General features: G+C 71.1%; 16 protein-coding genes and 3 pseudogenes. 9 read left to right on the plus strand and 10 right to left on the minus strand.

The window, feature by feature from the left end:
- The first annotated feature begins 16 nt into the window (after window positions 1–16).
- Together ACZ6D7_RS37200 and ACZ6D7_RS37205 are read left to right on the plus strand one after the other, a co-directional pair.
- Window positions 17–1,111, plus strand: a complete 1,095-nt coding sequence (locus ACZ6D7_RS37200; RefSeq protein WP_469500630.1) for a DUF5925 domain-containing protein — start codon at window positions 17–19, stop codon at window positions 1,109–1,111.
- A 15-nt stretch (window positions 1,112–1,126) separates the two neighbouring features.
- The gene (locus tag ACZ6D7_RS37205) at window positions 1,127–1,900 is read left to right on the plus strand and encodes a DUF72 domain-containing protein (protein ID WP_469500631.1); all 774 of its coding nucleotides are present in this window, start codon (window positions 1,127–1,129) and stop codon (window positions 1,898–1,900) included.
- 1 nt (window position 1,901) lies between these two features.
- On the opposite strand, the gene ACZ6D7_RS37210 is transcribed toward ACZ6D7_RS37205, so the two are convergent.
- The gene (locus ACZ6D7_RS37210) at window positions 1,902–2,270 is read right to left on the minus strand and encodes a GntR family transcriptional regulator (RefSeq protein WP_469500633.1); all 369 of its coding nucleotides are present in this window, start codon (window positions 2,268–2,270) and stop codon (window positions 1,902–1,904) included.
- Window positions 2,271–2,340: 70 nt separating this feature from the next.
- Here ACZ6D7_RS37210 and ACZ6D7_RS37215 point away from each other — a divergent pair, with 70 nt between their 5' ends.
- Window positions 2,341–3,270: a GNAT family N-acetyltransferase gene (locus ACZ6D7_RS37215; RefSeq protein WP_469500634.1), complete on the plus strand. Its 930-nt coding sequence runs from the start codon at window positions 2,341–2,343 to the stop codon at window positions 3,268–3,270.
- On the plus strand, window positions 3,251–3,754 hold the full coding sequence (locus ACZ6D7_RS37220; protein ID WP_469500635.1) for a ribonuclease FAU-1 family protein: 504 nt from the start codon (window positions 3,251–3,253) through the stop codon (window positions 3,752–3,754). The genes ACZ6D7_RS37215 and ACZ6D7_RS37220 overlap by 20 nt, the downstream gene beginning before the upstream one ends.
- Before the next feature lie 8 nt (window positions 3,755–3,762).
- Here the strand turns inward: ACZ6D7_RS37220 and ACZ6D7_RS37225 are convergent, their stop codons facing one another.
- Window positions 3,763–4,377 carry a class I SAM-dependent methyltransferase gene (locus ACZ6D7_RS37225; RefSeq protein WP_469500636.1) on the minus strand — a complete coding sequence of 205 codons (615 nt, stop codon included), beginning with the start codon at window positions 4,375–4,377 and terminating at the stop codon, window positions 3,763–3,765.
- Between the two features lie 140 nt (window positions 4,378–4,517).
- Between ACZ6D7_RS37225 and ACZ6D7_RS37230 the strand changes: the two genes are divergently transcribed.
- Window positions 4,518–4,652 carry a hypothetical protein gene (locus tag ACZ6D7_RS37230; protein WP_469500637.1) on the plus strand — a complete coding sequence of 45 codons (135 nt, stop codon included), beginning with the start codon at window positions 4,518–4,520 and terminating at the stop codon, window positions 4,650–4,652.
- A 12-nt stretch (window positions 4,653–4,664) separates the two neighbouring features.
- Here ACZ6D7_RS37230 and ACZ6D7_RS37235 read toward each other — a convergent pair whose 3' ends face one another.
- Entirely contained in the window at window positions 4,665–5,114 is a 450-nt protein-coding gene (locus ACZ6D7_RS37235) for a GNAT family N-acetyltransferase (protein ID WP_469500638.1), read from the minus strand.
- A 164-nt stretch (window positions 5,115–5,278) separates the two neighbouring features.
- On the opposite strand from ACZ6D7_RS37235, the gene ACZ6D7_RS37240 reads away from it, so the two are divergent.
- Complete coding sequence (locus ACZ6D7_RS37240; protein WP_469500639.1) at window positions 5,279–6,331, plus strand: lytic polysaccharide monooxygenase; 1,053 nt, start codon at window positions 5,279–5,281, stop codon at window positions 6,329–6,331.
- Window positions 6,332–6,404: 73 nt separating this feature from the next.
- Here ACZ6D7_RS37240 and ACZ6D7_RS37245 read toward each other — a convergent pair whose 3' ends face one another.
- Window positions 6,405–7,274: an esterase/lipase family protein gene (locus tag ACZ6D7_RS37245; protein ID WP_469500641.1), complete on the minus strand. Its 870-nt coding sequence runs from the start codon at window positions 7,272–7,274 to the stop codon at window positions 6,405–6,407.
- 171 nt (window positions 7,275–7,445) lie between these two features.
- Window positions 7,446–7,889 carry a MarR family winged helix-turn-helix transcriptional regulator gene (locus ACZ6D7_RS37250; protein WP_469500643.1) on the minus strand — a complete coding sequence of 148 codons (444 nt, stop codon included), beginning with the start codon at window positions 7,887–7,889 and terminating at the stop codon, window positions 7,446–7,448.
- 102 nt (window positions 7,890–7,991) lie between these two features.
- Here ACZ6D7_RS37250 and ACZ6D7_RS37255 point away from each other — a divergent pair, with 102 nt between their 5' ends.
- On the plus strand, window positions 7,992–8,366 hold the full coding sequence (locus ACZ6D7_RS37255; RefSeq protein ID WP_469500645.1) for a cupin domain-containing protein: 375 nt from the start codon (window positions 7,992–7,994) through the stop codon (window positions 8,364–8,366).
- A 27-nt stretch (window positions 8,367–8,393) separates the two neighbouring features.
- Here ACZ6D7_RS37255 and ACZ6D7_RS37260 read toward each other — a convergent pair whose 3' ends face one another.
- Window positions 8,394–9,020: a DUF7639 domain-containing protein gene (locus ACZ6D7_RS37260; RefSeq protein WP_469500647.1), complete on the minus strand. Its 627-nt coding sequence runs from the start codon at window positions 9,018–9,020 to the stop codon at window positions 8,394–8,396.
- A 1,362-nt stretch (window positions 9,021–10,382) separates the two neighbouring features.
- Between ACZ6D7_RS37260 and ACZ6D7_RS37265 the strand changes: the two are divergent.
- Window positions 10,383–11,201 (plus strand): annotated as a pseudogene (locus tag ACZ6D7_RS37265) (PHP domain-containing protein); the annotation flags it as partial.
- Between the two features lie 114 nt (window positions 11,202–11,315).
- Here the strand turns inward: ACZ6D7_RS37265 and ACZ6D7_RS37270 are convergent.
- The 3 genes and pseudogenes from ACZ6D7_RS37270 to ACZ6D7_RS37280 form a co-directional block, all read right to left on the minus strand.
- Window positions 11,316–12,248: pseudogene (locus ACZ6D7_RS37270) on the minus strand (UvrD-helicase domain-containing protein); the annotation flags it as partial.
- Complete coding sequence (locus tag ACZ6D7_RS37275; protein WP_469500649.1) at window positions 12,242–12,850, minus strand: DUF6083 domain-containing protein; 609 nt, start codon at window positions 12,848–12,850, stop codon at window positions 12,242–12,244. The gene ACZ6D7_RS37275 and the pseudogene ACZ6D7_RS37270, both read right to left, overlap by 7 nt.
- Window positions 12,851–13,010: 160 nt before the next feature.
- A complete protein-coding gene (locus tag ACZ6D7_RS37280) occupies window positions 13,011–13,274 on the minus strand; it encodes a helix-turn-helix transcriptional regulator (protein ID WP_469500651.1) in 264 nt (87 codons plus the stop codon).
- A 1,290-nt stretch (window positions 13,275–14,564) separates the two neighbouring features.
- Between ACZ6D7_RS37280 and ACZ6D7_RS37285 the strand changes: the two are divergent.
- A pseudogene (locus ACZ6D7_RS37285) lies at window positions 14,565–15,515 on the plus strand (IS701 family transposase); the annotation flags it as partial.
- Here the strand turns inward: ACZ6D7_RS37285 and ACZ6D7_RS37290 are convergent.
- Window positions 15,452–17,146, minus strand: coding sequence for an IclR family transcriptional regulator domain-containing protein (locus ACZ6D7_RS37290; RefSeq protein ID WP_469500653.1), 1,695 nt, complete (start codon window positions 17,144–17,146; stop codon window positions 15,452–15,454). The pseudogene ACZ6D7_RS37285 and the gene ACZ6D7_RS37290 overlap by 64 nt on opposite strands.
- Window positions 17,147–17,312 lie beyond the last annotated feature (166 nt).

The raw sequence follows: 17,312 nt of genomic DNA on the forward strand, positions 1-17,312 counted from the left end.
GCCGGATCATGGCGGCATGTCTGCGCTCCCACACGACGCTCTGCCGATCCGGCTCAACGTCGACGACTCCGACTCCCCGTCCGACGTCGTCGACGCGCTGTTCCTCGGCCGCTTCGCGACGGGCGAGCAGCCGTACTCGCACGCGGCGAACATCGACCGCGTCCGCTCCGGCGCGACCCTGCTGCCGCCCCATGCCCGTGTGCTGCGCGTCGCCCGTGACGACGACCGCAGCGCGACCCTGGCCGAGGGCGACGGCTGGACCCTGCTGATCTCCCGCTGGAACCGCGGCGCCGACGTCACGGTCACCGCGACCACCGCCGAACTCGCCGCGCAGGTGCTGAACGAGGCGACCGACGGCGCGGCCGACGAGCCCGAACCCCAGCCGGAGAACGTGACGATGGGCTTCTGGTACGTCTCCCCGCGGCGCGGCCCGCACCGCACGACCCGGCAGATCTCCGCGGGTACGTGGGAGGAGGTCCGCCCCAACTACACGGCGCCCGTGGCCGAGGCGATGGACCGCCTGATGGGCACCACCCCCGAGGACATCGCCGGCCGGCTGCTCCTGCTGCACGGCCCGCCCGGCACCGGCAAGACCTCGGCGCTGCGCACGCTGGCCCGTTCCTGGCGGGAGTGGTGCCAGGTGGACTGTGTGCTGGACCCGGAGCGGCTCTTCTCCGACGTCGGCTATCTGATGGACATCGCGATCGGCGAGGAGGACTCCACGGGCAAGGGCCGCTGGCGGCTGCTGCTCCTGGAGGACTGCGACGAACTGATCCGCGGCGAGGCCAAGCACACGGCGGGCCAGGCGCTGTCCCGGCTGCTGAACCTCACCGACGGCCTGCTCGGCCAGGGCCGCAACGTCCTGGTGGGCGTCACCACCAACGAGGACCTGGAGCGTCTGCACCCGGCCGTGGTCCGTCCCGGGCGCTGTCTCGCCCGGATCGAGGTGGGCGCGCTGACCCGCCGGGAGGCGGTCGACTGGCTCGGCACCGAGGAGGGCGTCGGCCGCGAGGGCGCGACGCTCGCGGAGCTGTACGCGCTGCGCCGGGGCACATCGCCGACGTCGGTGCCGGAACCGCGCGGCGGGGCGGACGCGGGCCTGTACCTGTAGTGGTTCCATGGAGGTATGACCCTGTATGTCGGCACGTCGGGCTGGCAGTACAAGGACTGGCGTGAGGTCCTGTACCCGGCCGACGTACCCGTGCGGCGGTGGCTGGAGGAGTACGCCGAGCATTTCGCCACCGTCGAGATCAACAACGCCTTCTACCGGCTGCCGTCCCGGGAGACGTTCGCGTCCTGGGCCGGTCGGGTCCCGGCGGACTTCGTGGTCGCGGTCAAGGCCAGCCGCTATCTGACCCACATCAAACGGCTGCGCGACCCCGAGGAACCGGTCCACCGCCTCATGACCCACGCGGCCGGCCTGGGGGCCCGCCTCGGCCCGGTCCTCCTCCAGCTCCCCCCGACCCTGCGCGCCGACCCCGAGCTGCTGGACGCCTGCCTGTCCGCCTTCCCGCCGCGGACCCGGGTCGCCGTCGAGCCGCGCCACCCGTCCTGGTGGACGCCGGCGGTCCGGCGGGTCCTGGAGGCCCGGGGCGCGGCCCTGTGCTGGGCCGACGTCCTGGCCCGCCCGGCCACACCGCTGTGGCGGACCGCCGGCTTCGGCTACGTCCGCTTCCACGAGGGCCGCGCCCAGCCGTGGCCGCGCTACGGCCAGCACGCCCTGGAGACCTGGATCGACCGCGTCGCGACGACCTGGACGCGTGGCGAGGACGTCTACGCGTACTTCAACAACGACCCCGGCGGCGCGGCGGTGGGCGACGCGGCCCTCTTCGGCAGAACGGCGGAACGAGCGGGGCTGACGGTGACCCGGACACCGAGGGCGCTCGCGTCACGCCGCTGAGTCACCCGCCGTACGCCGCCCGCAGCGCGTCCCGCACCGCGGCCGACGCCGCCTGCTCGCTGAGCCCGAGCCGCACCACCCGCTCGGCGTACGCTTGCGCCGCGCCCGCCGCCTCCCGTTCCGCCGCCGACCCCGCGGCCGCCACGAACGTGCCGTTGCGGCCCCGGGTCTCGATCACGCCGTCGGTCTCCAGCGCCCGGTACGCCTTGGCGACGGTGTTCGCCGCGAGGCCCAGCGACTCGGCGAGCCCCCGCACCGTGGGCAGCCGGTACCCGACCGGCAGCACCCCCGACCGGGCCTGCTCCGCGATCTGCGCCCGCACCTGCTCGTACGGCGCGGCGCTCTCATCGATGTCGATCTTCAACGTCACGGCCCGATTGTCCCGTACCCGGCGGAAAATGAGGGGCACGGGGACCCCACTCGCCGTAGCGTGCGCTCACATGACCGTCACCGTGCGCGATCTGCGCCCCGACGCGACCAGCGACATCGAGAGATACGTCCGGGTCCGCCATCTCGCCCTGCCCTACGTGTTCTTCAGCCCGGAGTCCGTGCTCCACGACCTGTCCCGGTCCCACCCGGACGCCCACCACCGCAAGCTCGTCGCGCTGGAGGACGGCGAGATCGTCGGCACGGCGCAGATCGGGCTCGCCCACGACAGCCCGGAGCCCGGCCAGGCCTTCCTCAACGTGTACGTCGACCCGGCGCGCACCGGCCGGGGCGCGGGCACGCTGCTGATGCGCACGGCCGAGGAGCACCTGGCGGCCCACGGGGCCACGAAGCTGTTCGCCTGGGTGCTGGACGAGCCCGGCAACCGGGCCTTCGCCGAGCGTCACGGCTACCGGGCGAGCCGCTCGTCCCACTTCCTCGTACTGGACCTGGCGCACGCCGCGCTGCCCCCGCTCCAGGCTCCGCCGCCCGGCGTCGAGCTGCGTACGGCGGCGGACTTCGAGGACGACCCGCGCCCGCTGTTCGCGCTGGACGCGGAGACGGTGTCCGACGAGCCGAGCGACATCGGCGCCGAGTTCACCGACTACGAGGCCTGGCTGGCGGAGAACTGGCGGCACCCGCTGCTGGACCGGGAGCTGACCTCGGTCGCGGTGGCCGACGGCCGGCCGGTCGCCTTCAGCCTGGCCCACACCGACGGCGCCCGCCGCTACGCCACGGGCATGACCGGTACCGTCCGCGCCTTCCGCGGCCGGGGCCTGGCGAAACTCGTCAAGAACGCCTCCCTGCACCGCGCCCGCGCGGCGGGGTACACGGAGGCACACACGGGCAACGACGCGGACAACGGGCCGATGCTCGCGATCAACAAGTGGTTCGGCTACGAGATCCACGCATCGGAGGTGCGGTATGTCCGCGAACTCGGCTGACCCGGGGCACCCGGTGGACGTCGTGCTGGTCAAGGGCGGCCGGACGAAGATCCGCTACAGCGCCGAGCTGCTGTCCGACGACGGCACGCGGATCGCCGTACGCGCCCCGTGGGCGGGTGACGACGCACGCGACTTCGGCTTCGTACGGTTCGAGCCCGGCGATGTCTTCACCGAGTACTACTGGCGGGACCGCTGGTACGCGGTGAAGGAGGTCCGGGCCGGGTCCGGCGCGCTGAAGGGCTGGTACTGCGATGTCACCCGGCCGGCGACGCTCTCCGGCACCGAGCTGGTCGTCGAGGACCTGGACCTCGACCTGTGGCGCTCCGCCGACGGCACGGACATCCGCCGGCTGGACGAGGACGAGTTCGCGGAGAGCGGGCTGGCGGAGCGCGACCCCGAGGCCGCGGCCGCCGCGGTGACCGCCCTCGACGAGCTGGAGGCGTTCGCGACCGTGGCGGGCGGCCTGGAGTCACTGCTGGCGTAGGGCTCCGCTCAGACCGTCGCCACGACCGCGTACCGCTCGTCCGTCACGGCCCCGCCCCACAGCCGCGTGTCGTCCGAGAGGCGCTCCACGTGCGGGTCGGCGGTGAGCGGGGCCAGGAGCGCGACGAGCCGCTCCGCCGGTATGCCGACCGGTGCGACACTCCCCCATACGCCCTCGACCAGCACGAGCCGCCCTCCGGGCCGCAGCAGGCCGCGCCAGTGCCGCAGCACGCGGGCGGGGTCGGGCAGGGTCCACAGCACATGCCGTACGAGCAGGATGTCGAAGCGCTGCTCGCCGACCGGCGGCGCCGCCGCGTCGCCGACCAGGAACGCCGCGTCCCGCCCGGCGAGCTTGGCGCGAGCCAGGCCGATCATGGCCGGGGAGAGGTCGACCCCGGTGACCCGGTGTCCCTGCTCGGCCGCGAGCACTGACAGGCTGCCGGTGCCGCAGCCCAGGTCGAGGAGGTCACCGGCGCGCCGGGGCAGCCAGGTGCGCAGCCGCTCCGCCCAGGCGGCGCGTACGTCGGGGTCGCGCAGGCCGTGGTCCGGCTCCTCGTCGAAGGCGGCCGCCGCCGCGTCCCAGTCGACACGTGCCGCGGTCGCTTCGTCACTGTTTCCACTCATGTGCCCAAGAGTGACACCCACCACTGACACTCGAATCGTGACAGCCGCCACTGACAGAGCACGGGGCGATGAGGAACTCTCCCCGAAAGGGTCTGCCTCCGTGAGAACGCGGAACGCGGTGGTCCCTGAAGGAGGCAGTCATGCGCCGCACTACTGTGCAGAAGCCCCTGAAGAAGTCGGACGCCCGCCGGGTCCGCGAAGAGACGGACGACCGCCCGGCCGGCCGCCCCGAGGTGCGCAAGGACATCGCCCGCACCTGGTGGCCGGACGGCTGACCGCCGCCCGAGTCAGCTCAGCCGCTTGCGGTAGTGGATGCGGTCGTACGGGCCGTCGACCCGACGCCCGACGACCTCGTAGCCGTACCTCGGGTAGATCTTCTGGTTCTCCCACATCAGCACGTTGGTGCAGAGCCTGACCTCGGCCAGGCCGAGCGCACGCGCGTGTGCGTCCACGAAGGCGAGCAGCCGCCGTCCGACGCCCCTGCCGTGGGCGTCGGGGTGGACGGCGATGCTGTCCAGGAACAGGTGGTCCGGAAACTCCTCGACCACCACCAGACCCGTGACGGGATCGCCGGTCACGAACACCTTCCCCGCGGCCACGTTCGCCGCGTGGTCCGCCTCCATGGGCTGCGGCGCGATGCCGATGCGCTCGATGTAGGGCCGGTAGGCGGCATCCGTCACGGCCTTCACGGCCGGTACGTCGGCCGCCGTGGCGGGCCGGATCTGCTCATGCTCCATGACTGCACGTCACCTACCTGATCTCAGTCTCAGCGCTTCCTTAAGCCCACCCTAAAGATCGCTTCGGACCTCCTCCAGCAGCCGTTTTCAGGGTTCCTTGGTTCCGGCACACATCAGCGCGCCGCTCACAGACGCCCCTGGTCCCGGTTCCGAGGAGATCCCCCATGCCCGCACGCCGCAAGGCCGCCGCCGTCGCCGCCCTCGGGCTGACCCCGCTGGCCCTGACCTCGCTGTCCGCCACGCCGGCGGCCGCGCACGGCTCGATGGGCGACCCGGTCAGCCGGGTCTCGCAGTGCTACGCGGAGGGCCCCGAGAGCCCGAAGTCGGACGCGTGCCGGGCGGCGGTCGCGGCCGGCGGCACTCAGGCGCTGTACGACTGGAACGGCATCCGGATCGGCGACGCGAACGGCCGCCACCTGGAGCTGATCCCGGACGGCAAGCTGTGCAGCGCGAACAACGAGGAGTTCAAGGGCCTCGACCTGGCCCGCGCCGACTGGCCGGCGACGAGCGTGGGCGCCGGCTCGTACACCTTCAAGTACCGCGTGACCGCGCCGCACAAGGGCACCTTCAAGGTGTACCTCACCAAGGCCGGTTACGACCCGGCGCAGCCGCCGGCCTGGTCCGACCTGGATCTGGAGCACCCGGTGGCGACGGCCACCGACCCGGTCGCGTCGGGCGGTTTCTACACGTTCTCCGGCACGCTTCCCGAGCGCTCGGGCCGGCAGCTGCTGTACGCGGTCTGGCAGCGCTCGGACAGCCCGGAGGCGTTCTACTCCTGCTCGGACGTCACGTTCGGCGGCGCCGCGGCAGGGGGCTCGGGTTCGAACTCGGGCTCGGGTGCCGCGCCGGAAACCTCCGCGCCGTCCGAGGAGCAGATCGAGGACGGTGCGGACCAGTCGACGATCGAGCACGGCGGCCACGGGGACGACGACGCCACGACGACGACCGACCCCACCACCGATCCCACGACCGGCCCCACGGACGGGTCCACGGACGACTCCACGACGACCTCGGCCAACGCCCCGAAGGCGGCGGGGGCGGGCGCGGGCGCGGCTGACACCGGCTCGGATTCGGGCACGGACCTCGCCGAGACCGGTGGCGACAGCAGCACCCAGTATCTCGCGACGGGCGGCGCGGCCGTCCTGGCGCTGGGCTCGGCGCTGCTGTTCGCGTCGGTGCGGCGGCGCGCGACGGGCGGCGGCCACCGCGGCCGCTGACCCTGCGCGCACCTTGGACTCCGGGGCCTGACCGGCGGCTCAGGCCGGACAGGCCCCGGCGAAACCCCCTCCGTCAGCTCAGCGCGGACGCGCAGGTGGTGGGGGTGGCACGGGCCGGGTCGAGCGCGTTGGCCACCTCGTGGAAGGCGATCCGGTCCATCAGCCCGAGCAGCGCGTGCTCGGACAGGTCGAGCGGGCACAGGTCCTGGATGAGGACGTTCTTGACGTTCGCACCGCTCAGGAACTGTGTCCGGTACGGCGTCACCACCTCGTCGTACTTGGTGGCGATGACGGTGTAGCGGACGCCGGGGACGGTGTCGCCGCCGGCGTTGAGGGTGGTCATGAAGTCGGAGCCGGCGATCTGCTGGGCGAGGGCGGGGGTGGCGGCGTCGAGGAGGTCCTCGGCGCCGGGGAAGAACGGCAGCAGCTTGGTCAGCCCGCTGAGGGTGGTGCCGTGGCTGTTGGGCGCGATGCCGACGAGGGCGTTCACCTTGGCGGCGCCGCCGAGGAACTTGAGGTAGTAGCGGGGCATCATGCCGCCCTGCGAGTGGCCGACGAGGTCGGCCTCGGCGGCGCCGGTCGCGGCGAGCACCTTGTCGACATAGGCGGAGAGCTGCGCGGCCGACTTGTCGATGGGGCCGAGGGCGTGGAAGAAGGGGACTCCCGGCAGCTGACCGTAGTCGAGGGAGAAGACGCAGTAGCCGCGGTCCTCCAGGTACGGGGCGAGGACCAGCCAATTGTCGACGGAGTTGGCGAGGGTGCCGTGGACGAGGACCACGGGGCGGGGGTGGGCGGCGGACGGCTTGCAGGAGAAGTCGTTCCAGCCGCTCGACGTGGTCTCGGCGGCGGATTCGGCATGGGCGGCGCTGATCGGGACGGTGACCGCGGCGGCGGCCAGGAGCAGTGCGGCCAGAGGCCTGAGCACGCGCTTCCAGGGCAGCATCGTGTGATCTCCTTGCGGCTCAAGGGGAGGTGCGATGGCCTTACGCCCTGTGATCCGGATCACGAGGTGCTGTTCACTCATCAAGTTACGGACGAGTAGCTGAACTGTGAAGTTACGCGTCAGTAAAAACTTCCAGTGATAGCCGAGGACAGCGGGATCCCTGACATCCCGTCACCAGGAAGGCCTGATCGGACCGTAGGGCGCGATCCGCCCCAACCGGTCGCCCAACACGCGCACCTCAGCCTCCCCGATCACATCGCTCCACGCCCGCACCGCCTCGGCGGCCGCCTCCTCCGCGGCCCGCGTGCACTCCCAGCCCCGCGCGGTGAGCACGACCAGTCGAGCCCGCGCGTCGTCGGGATGCGCCCGCCGCTCGACGTACCCCTTGCGCACCAGTTCGTCGACGAGCTGACTGGCGGCCTGCTTGGTGACCCCGAGATGGACGGCCAGCTCGGTCACCGTCGCGCCGTCCGGGGCGAGCCGGGTGAAGGCGAAGCCATGGGCGGGCCGCACGTCGAATCCACGGGCGACGACACCGTCGTTGATGTGCCGCGTCAGGTCACCCGCGGCGGCGAGGAGGGCGGCGGCCAGGGCGAGGGCTTCGGAGTTCTGCACGCCTGCATTGAAACACCCTTGACGAATTGGTCAAGCTGCTTGACCATGGGGCATATAGTCAAGCAGCTTGACCATTTTCGGAATCGCCGAGCAGGAGGCACCATGCCCGTCATCCGCCCGTCCGACGCCGTGACCCACGAGATCCACGGCGCCCGTTTCGTCTCGTACGCCACCCCGCTGACCGGCAGCAAGGAACTCTGCGCCTGGCGCGGCGAGATCCCCGCCGGCACGAAGGCACCGGCCCACACCGTCAACCGGGAGGAGATCTTCCACCTGCTCATCGGCGAACTGCTCGTCACCCTCGACGACCGCACCGAGCGGATCACGGCCGGCGACACGCTGATCGTCAACCCGGGCTCCACCCTGGCCATCGAGAACCCGACCGGTCACACCGCGATCTCCTGGGTCACCACGTCCATCGGCCTGGAGGCGGAGCTGGCCGACGGCACCCGCATCACCCCGCCGTGGGCCAACTGACCCGCTCGGCCAGCAGTTCGGCGCGGATCAGCTCCAGCAGCCGGCCCGTCCAGTTGCGGCCCCGGCCCGCACGGGCGTCCCGCCAGTACGGGGACTCCGCGTAGCCGGTGCAGCTGATCGTCGCGTCCCCGGTGCCGAGCAGGATCTCGGCCGGCTCGGGGTGCTGGGTGACCTTGGCCCGCAGCAGCCCGGCCATGACGGCGAGGCGCAGGTCCGGCCAGTCGTCGCGGCGCCCGGCCCGGCCGCCGAGTTCATGGCCTCGGCGGGGGTGGGGGCGTCACGGACGGCGACGCGGTCGGCCTCCGCGGCCACGGACAGGGCCCAGTAGCCGTGCAGGACGGAGGGGTAGGTGTCGCCGGGGTACCGGACCGGGGCCGGGAAGTCGTTGTTCAGCACGAACAGGCCGAGTTCCGCGGGGTGCCCCCTCGGGAAGTAGACCTGGTGCAGGACGACGGCCGGCCGGCCCGCCGCGGCCGGATCGTCGGCGTGCCGGACGGCCAGCGACTCCTTCTCCCGCTCGATCGCCGCGTCCTCGCGCGCGAAGTAGTCGAGCGCCTCGCGGTGCATCCGGGCCGTCACCGACGGCCCGTCCCCGTCGGCGCGTTCGCCGATCTCGGTGAGCAGGATCCGCAGCGGGCGGTCCTGGAGGTCCATGTCGCCCAGACAGAAAACGCGCAGGTGCGCTGGACTGTGGAGCTGCGGCCCGGATCCGGCGGGACCGCAGCTCGTGTGTCAGCAGTGCGGCCACCGAGGCGCGCCGCGCACTGCCGTATCCGCACGCACCGCAGCACTCGAACACCTGGCTGGCCACGCCCGGCGTAACGCATCGCCGTCACACTTGCGCACCTGCCAGTGCCACGAACGAGGCTGCCGTTGGCACCCCCGCCACCGCGGCTGCGCCGGCCCCATCCGTCTACTTCTCGCCCGTGAGCGGGGCGGGCGGCTCTGGCGGCTTGCCGATGCCTGTACGGCCTGCGCCTCGGCGACGACACAGGCCGCCGTGGTTCCGGAAACTTTCCTGCGTGCGGCTGTGACGCCACCAGACGGCACCTCGCGGCGCCGTAAACGACGGCCTGACGGGCCGGGCGACCAGATCCAGGTGCGGGAGATGCTCAGCTACTTGGCCGCAGCCCTGCCGAGTCACACCGGGGCTGCGGCCCGGCTACTCGCCGTGCAATGCGCCTTGCGCATGGACTCCGAGGGTGAGGTCCGACTGCCGACCGGGGTCCTGCGCAGTCTTCGCCTCGACCGTAACCCGCTCCCATGGAGCGAACTGGAGCAGATCCGGTGGCTCCACAGGGCGCCGGCCGCCCCGGGCCCCTGCCGGCAGAGCGGTGGTCGCCCAGATCCTCGACGGCGCGCTGTTTGTCCAGCGCCCCGCGCGTCCGGACCGCAGGAGAGCCGCTGACTGGCGCTGCGTGTGGCAAGAGGCGTCTGCGCGGGCGCCGACGACCCGACCCTACGACTAGCCTCACTCTGCCTCGCAGCGCACACGGGCTCCTCGGCCGGTCATGGGTGCGCCGAGATGGATCGGATCGTGCGTGAATGTGGACTCGCGCCTGCGGCCGTGCTCCATCTGCTCGACCGATTGGGGGCGCCCCTCGCCTTCTGGAGCGTGGCCCTTGACTCAGGAGATCTACGTTGGGGACTCCTACCGAAGGCCTACCAGCGCCAGCGCCGAGCCTGCCGGTCCGACGCCGAGGTGAACCCCGGCGGCTGACGTGTCCTGCCCAGGGTTCGAGCGGTTACTGAAAGTGCCGTGCCTGCAGCAAGCCGTTGTCTGCCCGTTCGGCGGCGCAGCGCATGCCGCGGGGGCGATTCACCCGATTGCCCTGCCCGGGCGGGGCGCGATGGGGGCAGCACTCGTTTCGGACAGTGCCCACCCCCCAAGGAATCGCTACCGTGTTCGAATCTGGGCTCACTGACCGGCGTCGATGAGGTTAGAGTAATCGAACGAGCGTACGATGAGCATATCGGGCTTATGACCGAAAAGGGGTGGAGTGATGGAGGTGCGGCATGACGGGCTTCGCCCATCTGCACGTCGCGTCCGGTTACTCCGTTCGCTACGGCGCCGCCCACCCGGAGCACCTCGCCGGGCGGGCGGCCGAGCGGGGCATGACGGCGCTCGCGCTCACCGACCGGGACACGGTCACCGGGGCCGTGCGGTTCGCGCGGGCATGCGCCGGCGCCGGGGTTCGGCCGATCTTCGGAATCGATCTCGCAGTGGAGGCCCTTGCGCCACCGCCACCCGCCCAGCGACGCCGCACCCCGGCGCGCGGTGGAGCGCACGTCATCGAGCCGCCTCTGCGGTTCGTGTTGCTCGCCCAGAACCGGGCGGGATGGGCTCGGCTGTGCCGCATTACGTCGGCCGCCCATGCGGGTGCCGTGTCCGGAACGGCGCCGGTGGTGCCATGGGAAGCGCTGCGCGAGTACGGCGGCGGCCCCGGCCTGACCGTCCTGCTCGGACCGCTCTCGGAGCCGGTGCGGGCCCTGGCGGTGGGCCGGGAAGACGTCGCGATGAAGCTGCTGGCGCCATGGAAGGAGATCTTCGGGAGGGAGGTCCGACTGGAAGTCGTTGCGCAGAAACGTTTCGGCACAGGTCCGGGATCCCTACGCCTGGCCGCCCGCACCCTCGCCCTGGCCGACCGCACCCGCACCACCGCCGTACTCTCCAACGCCGTCCGCTACGCCGACCCCGACCAGCACCGCCTCGCCGACGTCCTGGACGCCGCACGGCTGCTGCGCCCCATCGACCGGCGCCGGCTGGACAGCGGGCAGCGCTGGCTCAAGGACGAGAGGGCGATGGCGGGCGTCGCGCGGACGGTCGCCGAATGCGGAACTTGGGCCGAGCTGACTTGGTGATGGTTCATCAGTTCTCCGCGAACTGTCAGGCCCCGCGCTCTCTAGCAACGGTAGGGCCATCTCCGTGGCCGAGTTGAGCGAGGAAGCTCACACTTCGCCCTCGTCGCCACCATGAGATGAGCTCTGACGCCCACAAGGATGGTCGTCGATCCATGACAGGCCACCGAGGTCCAGCTGATGTCGGGCGCGGGTCACGGCGACGTAAGCCAACCGAGCGTCGGCGTCTCGGACGGGTTCGGGGACCGGATGCCCATGGTCGTCGAGTTCGTCGCTGTCCTTGGGCGGCGGAAAGTCGTCCGCGATTCTGACGCTGGACCATTCCCGGCCCTTGGCCTTGTGGGCGGTGGAGACGGTCACGTCGGCGGAGGATTCGTCGCTGAGCTGATCCACTGCGCCGAGGATGGCCTCCGTCCCGTGCTGGTCGATGAGATCGATCAGCGGCTGCAGATCGCTGCCGGCGGGGTCGTACTCGGCGTAGTCCTGGAGATCGCCCCAGGAGGAGAAGAGCACAAGCTCGGGATGGGCGGTGCGGCGTCCCTCTTTGAGGTCTCGGGCGGCCAGGGCCAGGGCGCGGAGGGCCTGACCGCCGCCGACAAGCGCGACGCGGTGGCCGTCTGCGAGCAGGCGCATGACCTCCGCCATGGCTCCCACGTTGGTGCGGCTCAGCACCGCCTTCGGGAGGGCTACCGTTCCGATGTCCGTGGTGATGGCCTCGGTGCCGGACAGGCGGATCGGGGCGTCGGCGATGGCGAGCCAGCGGTTGGCCTGTTCGGCGAGGTGCGGGCCGAACCTGAACGAGCGTGTGAGGGTGAGGGGCACGCCGTCGAAGCGGGACATCACGTCCCGCGCGCCTCGCCAGCCGTAGATGGCCTGGGCGGAGTCGCCGACCATGACGAGTTGGGCGTGGTCGCGCTGGGACGCGAAGACCTGTTCCAGAACGGGGTTGGTGTCCTGGGCCTCGTCGAGCATGAGGAAGTCAGCCTCGATTTTCGGGTCCTTGAGGGACCAGATTTTCAGGTGCCGGCGGGCGCATTCGGCGAGAGTAGTGCGTTGCCGCAGCGGTGCCTCCGCCTGGTCTGCGCCACGCATCGGATCTCGTCGACGGGCTGGGCGGCGAGGTAGCGGATGTAGAGGAGCTGCATGATAGGGCGGCTCGGACGGCAGTTGACCGGGGCCGAGACCTCGGCATCGGAGGTTGTCGAAGACGGAGTGAAGGCGCCGGCGTCAAGCAGGCGGCGAGTATTGAGGGCCAGAGCGCGGCGGAGCGGGACCAGTTCGGGCGAGGCTGGCGAGGTCCCGCGGGTGGGGCACACGACGGCATGCGGCATGCGGCACCAGCACGTGCCGTCGTCCGACGGATACGCGACGCCTGAGCTGACGTGCCAGCGGCAGGTGACGGGAACGCGTGAGGTTGGCAGTTCCTGGGGGTGCAGACGGATGGGCCGGCTGTCACTGCGGTGATACCACTCGATCCGGTTGCCGCAGTCACGGCATCGGTCGTTCTGGCCGCAGCGCAGCAGTCGGCTGACGCCGTCGGGTGTGACGCGGAGGGAGCGTCGCGTTCGGACGTCGGTGTGGCTGCCGTCCCAGCGGCGCCTCGGGGGCGGAGGCGTGGAGTGCATGCGGGCGAACCTGCCAGCCAACACGCCGCAGCAGACGTATCGCTGCTGTGATGTCCCTCGGTCAGCCCTACCAGGGCCTACTGGAGTACGAGTGGGCGCTCATGTGTTCGGGTGTGCGTCGCCGGTTCGGGTGGTCGCCGAGGGACATTCCGGCCGGGCTTCAGCTCTGGGTCTCCCCGGGCGGCTCGTGCCCGCGGCACAGGTTGCTGAAGAGCGCGTCCAAGGGGGTGTCCAGTGCGTGTGCGAGGGCGTGCCACGTCTTCAGGGTGCCGACGGTGCGGCCCTGCTCGATCTCGATGAGTGTGCGTCTGGCCAGGCCGGTGCGGGCGGCGAGCTCGTCGTACGTCCACCCTCGCACCGCCCGCAGGCGCGCCAGCTCCAGGCGCAACGCCTCGAAGTGCGGGTCGGGCGGCAAGATCGTCATCCCACCATTCGGCGGTGCAGACCCCTGCCCTGTCAGTGCAGGCCTCTGCCCTATTTCCGCAGATGGCGGTGAGAGCGAGAGGGCAGACATCTGCACTACCGTTTGCCGCCGCCCCCGCTCTCGGCGGTCGGCGCTGAACACGATGGGAGGACCAAGAGCCTGATGAGGCTCCGCACAACATGCCCCGCGGTGCGGCGCATCTGGACGGTCGAACTGCGCCCACAGGCTGGTGGGCCAGTGCTTGTTTGCCAGCAGTGTCCGGCGACCAGCAGACCTCTTGCTGCTGGAGCCGCCCGCTCGGCGGTCCTGGCCTTGCCGGGCATGCTCGGTGTGATGTCTTGCCGGTGCACATGCGTACCTGTCAGTGTCACGAGCGCGGCTGTCGATGGCATCCCCGCCATCGCGGGTGCGCCGGCCCCATCCGGTTGCTTCTGGCGCGGGAGTGTGGTGGTCGGGTGTGGCGGCTCGCTGATTCCTGCGCTGCTTGCGCCGCGGCCACGGACCAGGCAGCCGTCGTACCCGATACGATCTTGTCCGCGCCAAAGCCATGGCTTTCCGGATCCGGCCGCAGCCGTCGTGGACGGCTTCCTCGTGGGCCAGGTGAACAAACTCGGGTCCGGGAGATGCTCAGCTACCTTGCCGCCGCCCTGCCGGCGGACACAGGGGCCGCCGCCCGCCTCCTCGCCCTGCAATGTGCCTTGCGGATGAACGCGGCCGCGGATGTCCGAATGCCGACGGGGTTGCTGCATGGTCTTCGCCTGGAGGACCCCTCCGATCCGTGGCTTGAGCTGGAGCAGGCTTGTTGGCTGCGCAGAACTCCTAATACGGCGGTGGCCGACAACGCGGCAGTTGTCGCCCGGCTACTCGATGCCGCGCTCATGACTCAGTCCCCAGCACGCCCCGACCGCCGCCGCGCTGCCGACTGGGCTTTGCGTTCGGCCCGTCTCGGTCGAGTTGCTGCAGAGGGGGCGCTGGTCCAACTGGTTGCTGTCTGGGTGGCTGCGTACACCGGGAGGGAAGGCCACGGCCATACGGAATCTGACCGGATGGCGCGCGAGTGTGGTCTCGATGTGGCTGTTGTGCCGGATTGGCTCGATCAACTCGTGACAGCAGGGCTAATCGTGTCGTGGAGCTTGTGCCCGGACTCCGGAGATCTGCATTGGCGGGTGGCTCAGCAGCGGCTGACGGAGTGGCGGTCGGCTTCACCACACCGAGCCTGAGGGTCTGGGCGAGTAAGGCACGGAAGGCAGACGACCGGCGTCGAAGAACGGGGAGCGCGCCGGTGACGACGAGCGCCGCGAGGTGACCGGAGTGCTCGACGAGACGGTGTTTGCCACCAAGCCGCAACTGGCCGGCGGCATGCTCGCCGCCGCGCACGCCGCGGGCATCCGCACCGCCTGGGTCGCGGTGGACGAGGTCTACGGCGGCAGTGCCCTGCGCCGCCGGATTCGCACGCTGGGCTACGGCTACGCGATCGCCGTGCCCACCAGCCACCGTGTCACCACGCCAGGCGGCGGAAAGGAGAAGCTCACCGCGCTGATTCAGCGGGTGCCGAAGCGGGCCTGGATGCGGATGAGGACCGGGAACGGGACCAAGGGCGCGCGGCTCTACGACTGGGCGATGATCGACATGAGGGCCGACGACACCCCGCTGGGACAGGACGCCGGGCACAGCCAGGTTCTGATCCGTCGTCACCGCCGTACCGGCACCCTGTCCTTCTATCGCACCTGGCACCCCGACCCACAGCCGGTATCGGTGCTGGTCAGCGCGGTTTGCCGCCGCTGGCGGGTCGAAGAGGACTTTCAAGGAGCCAAGGGCCTCACCGGCCTCGACCAGGGCCAGGTCACCTGCTGGACCTCCTGGCACCGCTGGAGCCTGATGTCGATGATCGCCTACGCGCTCCTCGCCGTCGGAGCCCTCCGCGAGCGGCAGCGCACCACCTCCGGCGAGAGCGACGACGAGCTGGCCATGGTGCCCGTCAGCCCGCGTGAACTCCTCGCCCTGCTCCGGGCCTTCGTCCTTTACCGGCCCGCCAGGACGCCGATCCCGCGCACGCGCTCCACTGGTCCCACTGGCGCCGCCAACACCAGCAACGCGCAGCCGACTACCACCGCCGATGGAACAACGTCACGGCAGCAGCCGTCACATGACAGGACAGGAACCTCACTCCTCACCAACTACAGCTGCCATGTCGGAACTCGCACGAATCGCCCGGTTATGTGCAGGTCGGCCTCGATGTGAGCAGCCGTGGCCCGCAGTTCCGGCAAGATGGTCGTGACGCACTCCGCGGCGGGGCGGTGACCGCTGTGCATGGTGACATTGATCGCCGCCATGAGGCCGCCGTCGCGGTCACGTACCGGTACGGCGATCGAGCGAAGCCCTTCTTCCAGTTCCTCATCGACCAGGGCATAACCGTCCTCACGGACTCGGTCGAGAATCAGCTCGAGGTCGGTGGGCCGGGTGACGGTGCGAGCGGTCAGCGCCCCCATCCGCACGCGCGCCAGCCGGGCAGTGCGCTCCTCGGCCGGCAGTCCCGCCAACAGCACCCGGCCCGTGGAGGTCGCATAGGCGGGCACGCGCGCGCCCACGGCGATATCAGCGTCCATGATGCGTCCCGCGGCGACCGAGGCCGCGCACTGGACATCGTCACCGACGAGCACTGCCAGGGACGTCGAGTCCTCCACCTTGCGGGTGAGGGCGGCGAGGTGGGGGTGCGCGATCCGGGTGAGTGTCGTCTTGGACAGCGGCGGGAAACCGAGGGCGAGGACGCGTGGAGTGAGCCGGAAGACCCGCCCGTGCCGCGTGACGTGACCGAGGTATCCCAGGGTTATCAGGGCACGGCGAGCCGTGGCGCGGGACAGCCCCGTGGCTTCGGCGACCTCGGTGAGGGTCAGCTCCGCACGGCCCTCACCGAACGCGGTGACCACGGTCAGGCCGCGGGCCAGGGATTCGATGAACTCCCCGCCCAGTTCCTGTTTGGACGCGCTCGTCCAGGTGGCGAGCCCGACGGGAGTGCTCTTGCTCGGCGGCTCCGGAGGCGGAGCGTCGGCCAACTTCCGCTCCATGACGGTCACGGCAGTACGGAGCCTGGGGAGAAGGGTGTCGCGCAGCGAGTCCGCGCTGTGCCGACTGGTATGGCTCACGACGCTCGCCACACAGGCGATCCGGCCGTCGGGGGCGCGAACCGGAACGGATGCGGCGACGAGCCCCGGCTCGATCAACTGGTCGTCCATCGCCCAGCCATGGGTGCGCGCCCGTTCCACCCGTTCTTCGAAGTCTGTCGTGGCGGTACGGTGCGATCGAGGGGGGACCGCCGCGAAGCCGAGGTCCTCGGGGTCGGCGTCCTGCCGCTTGTGCCACCGCGCCCAGTCCTCCGTGCTCCACTCGGTTGCCAGCAGCGGGCCTGGCGCGGTGCGTTCGGCGGGCAGCAGGTCGCCGATGCGGAAGCTCAGCGACAGGGTGCGGCGGCGGATCGCTTGGTGGATGAAGCGGATGCCGTCACCGTCCGCCACCGCGAGGGACACCGACTCGTCGAGTTCCTCAGCGAGGGTATCGGCGTGCGCACTCAGCAGCGCGGGAAGGCGCAGGGCGGCCAGGTATGCGTTCCCCAGCTCCATCAGGCGGGGGGCAAGGACGGCGTTGCTGCCGTCCATCCGCATGTACCCCATGTGAGCGAGTGTTCCGGTGACCCGGTCGATGGTGGCGCGGGCCAGGCCGGTGGCCCGTCCCAGATCGCTGAGGCCGGCCGTCCCTCCGGCGTCGGTGAGCTCGCGCAGCACGGCGATACCCCGGATGAGAGGGGCCACGGCTTCCTCGGGTGGCGCGGGAGCCGCCATGGGGTCGGTAGGCGTCAGGGCGTGGGGCGATGTCATGGGCTCTCCGCGGCGACTGTCTCAGCACTGCAGTGAATGATGCCTGGTGGGGGCAGAGAGCCGACAGGTCTGGGTGGCCGTGACGGGCCCACGGCAACGCCCGTCGCGCGGGGCGGTGTGTTCCGGCCGGTCGCCAAGGCCGGTGCTGCTCCGTGCTGCCGTCGCG

It is taken from the genome of Streptomyces sp. NPDC041784 (genome assembly GCF_055591025.1).

What these genes read in the sequence shown, in the direction of transcription:
- ACZ6D7_RS37200 (WP_469500630.1), top strand. Translation starts at nt 17, where the DNA reads ATGTCTGCGCTCCCACACGACGCTCTGCCGATCCGGCTCAACGTCGAC.
- ACZ6D7_RS37205 (WP_469500631.1), top strand. Translation starts at nt 1,127, where the DNA reads ATGACCCTGTATGTCGGCACGTCGGGCTGGCAGTACAAGGACTGGCGT.
- ACZ6D7_RS37215 (WP_469500634.1), top strand. Translation starts at nt 2,341, where the DNA reads ATGACCGTCACCGTGCGCGATCTGCGCCCCGACGCGACCAGCGACATC.
- ACZ6D7_RS37220 (WP_469500635.1), top strand. Translation starts at nt 3,251, where the DNA reads ATGTCCGCGAACTCGGCTGACCCGGGGCACCCGGTGGACGTCGTGCTG.
- ACZ6D7_RS37225 (WP_469500636.1), bottom strand. Translation starts at nt 4,377, where the DNA reads ATGAGTGGAAACAGTGACGAAGCGACCGCGGCACGTGTCGACTGGGAC.
- ACZ6D7_RS37230 (WP_469500637.1), top strand. Translation starts at nt 4,518, where the DNA reads ATGCGCCGCACTACTGTGCAGAAGCCCCTGAAGAAGTCGGACGCCCGC.
- ACZ6D7_RS37235 (WP_469500638.1), bottom strand. Translation starts at nt 5,114, where the DNA reads ATGGAGCATGAGCAGATCCGGCCCGCCACGGCGGCCGACGTACCGGCC.
- ACZ6D7_RS37240 (WP_469500639.1), top strand. Translation starts at nt 5,279, where the DNA reads ATGCCCGCACGCCGCAAGGCCGCCGCCGTCGCCGCCCTCGGGCTGACC.
- ACZ6D7_RS37245 (WP_469500641.1), bottom strand. Translation starts at nt 7,274, where the DNA reads ATGCTGCCCTGGAAGCGCGTGCTCAGGCCTCTGGCCGCACTGCTCCTG.
- ACZ6D7_RS37255 (WP_469500645.1), top strand. Translation starts at nt 7,992, where the DNA reads ATGCCCGTCATCCGCCCGTCCGACGCCGTGACCCACGAGATCCACGGC.
- ACZ6D7_RS37260 (WP_469500647.1), bottom strand. Translation starts at nt 9,020, where the DNA reads ATGGACCTCCAGGACCGCCCGCTGCGGATCCTGCTCACCGAGATCGGC.
- ACZ6D7_RS37275 (WP_469500649.1), bottom strand. Translation starts at nt 12,850, where the DNA reads ATGCACTCCACGCCTCCGCCCCCGAGGCGCCGCTGGGACGGCAGCCAC.
- ACZ6D7_RS37280 (WP_469500651.1), bottom strand. Translation starts at nt 13,274, where the DNA reads ATGACGATCTTGCCGCCCGACCCGCACTTCGAGGCGTTGCGCCTGGAG.
- ACZ6D7_RS37290 (WP_469500653.1), bottom strand. Translation starts at nt 17,146, where the DNA reads ATGACATCGCCCCACGCCCTGACGCCTACCGACCCCATGGCGGCTCCC.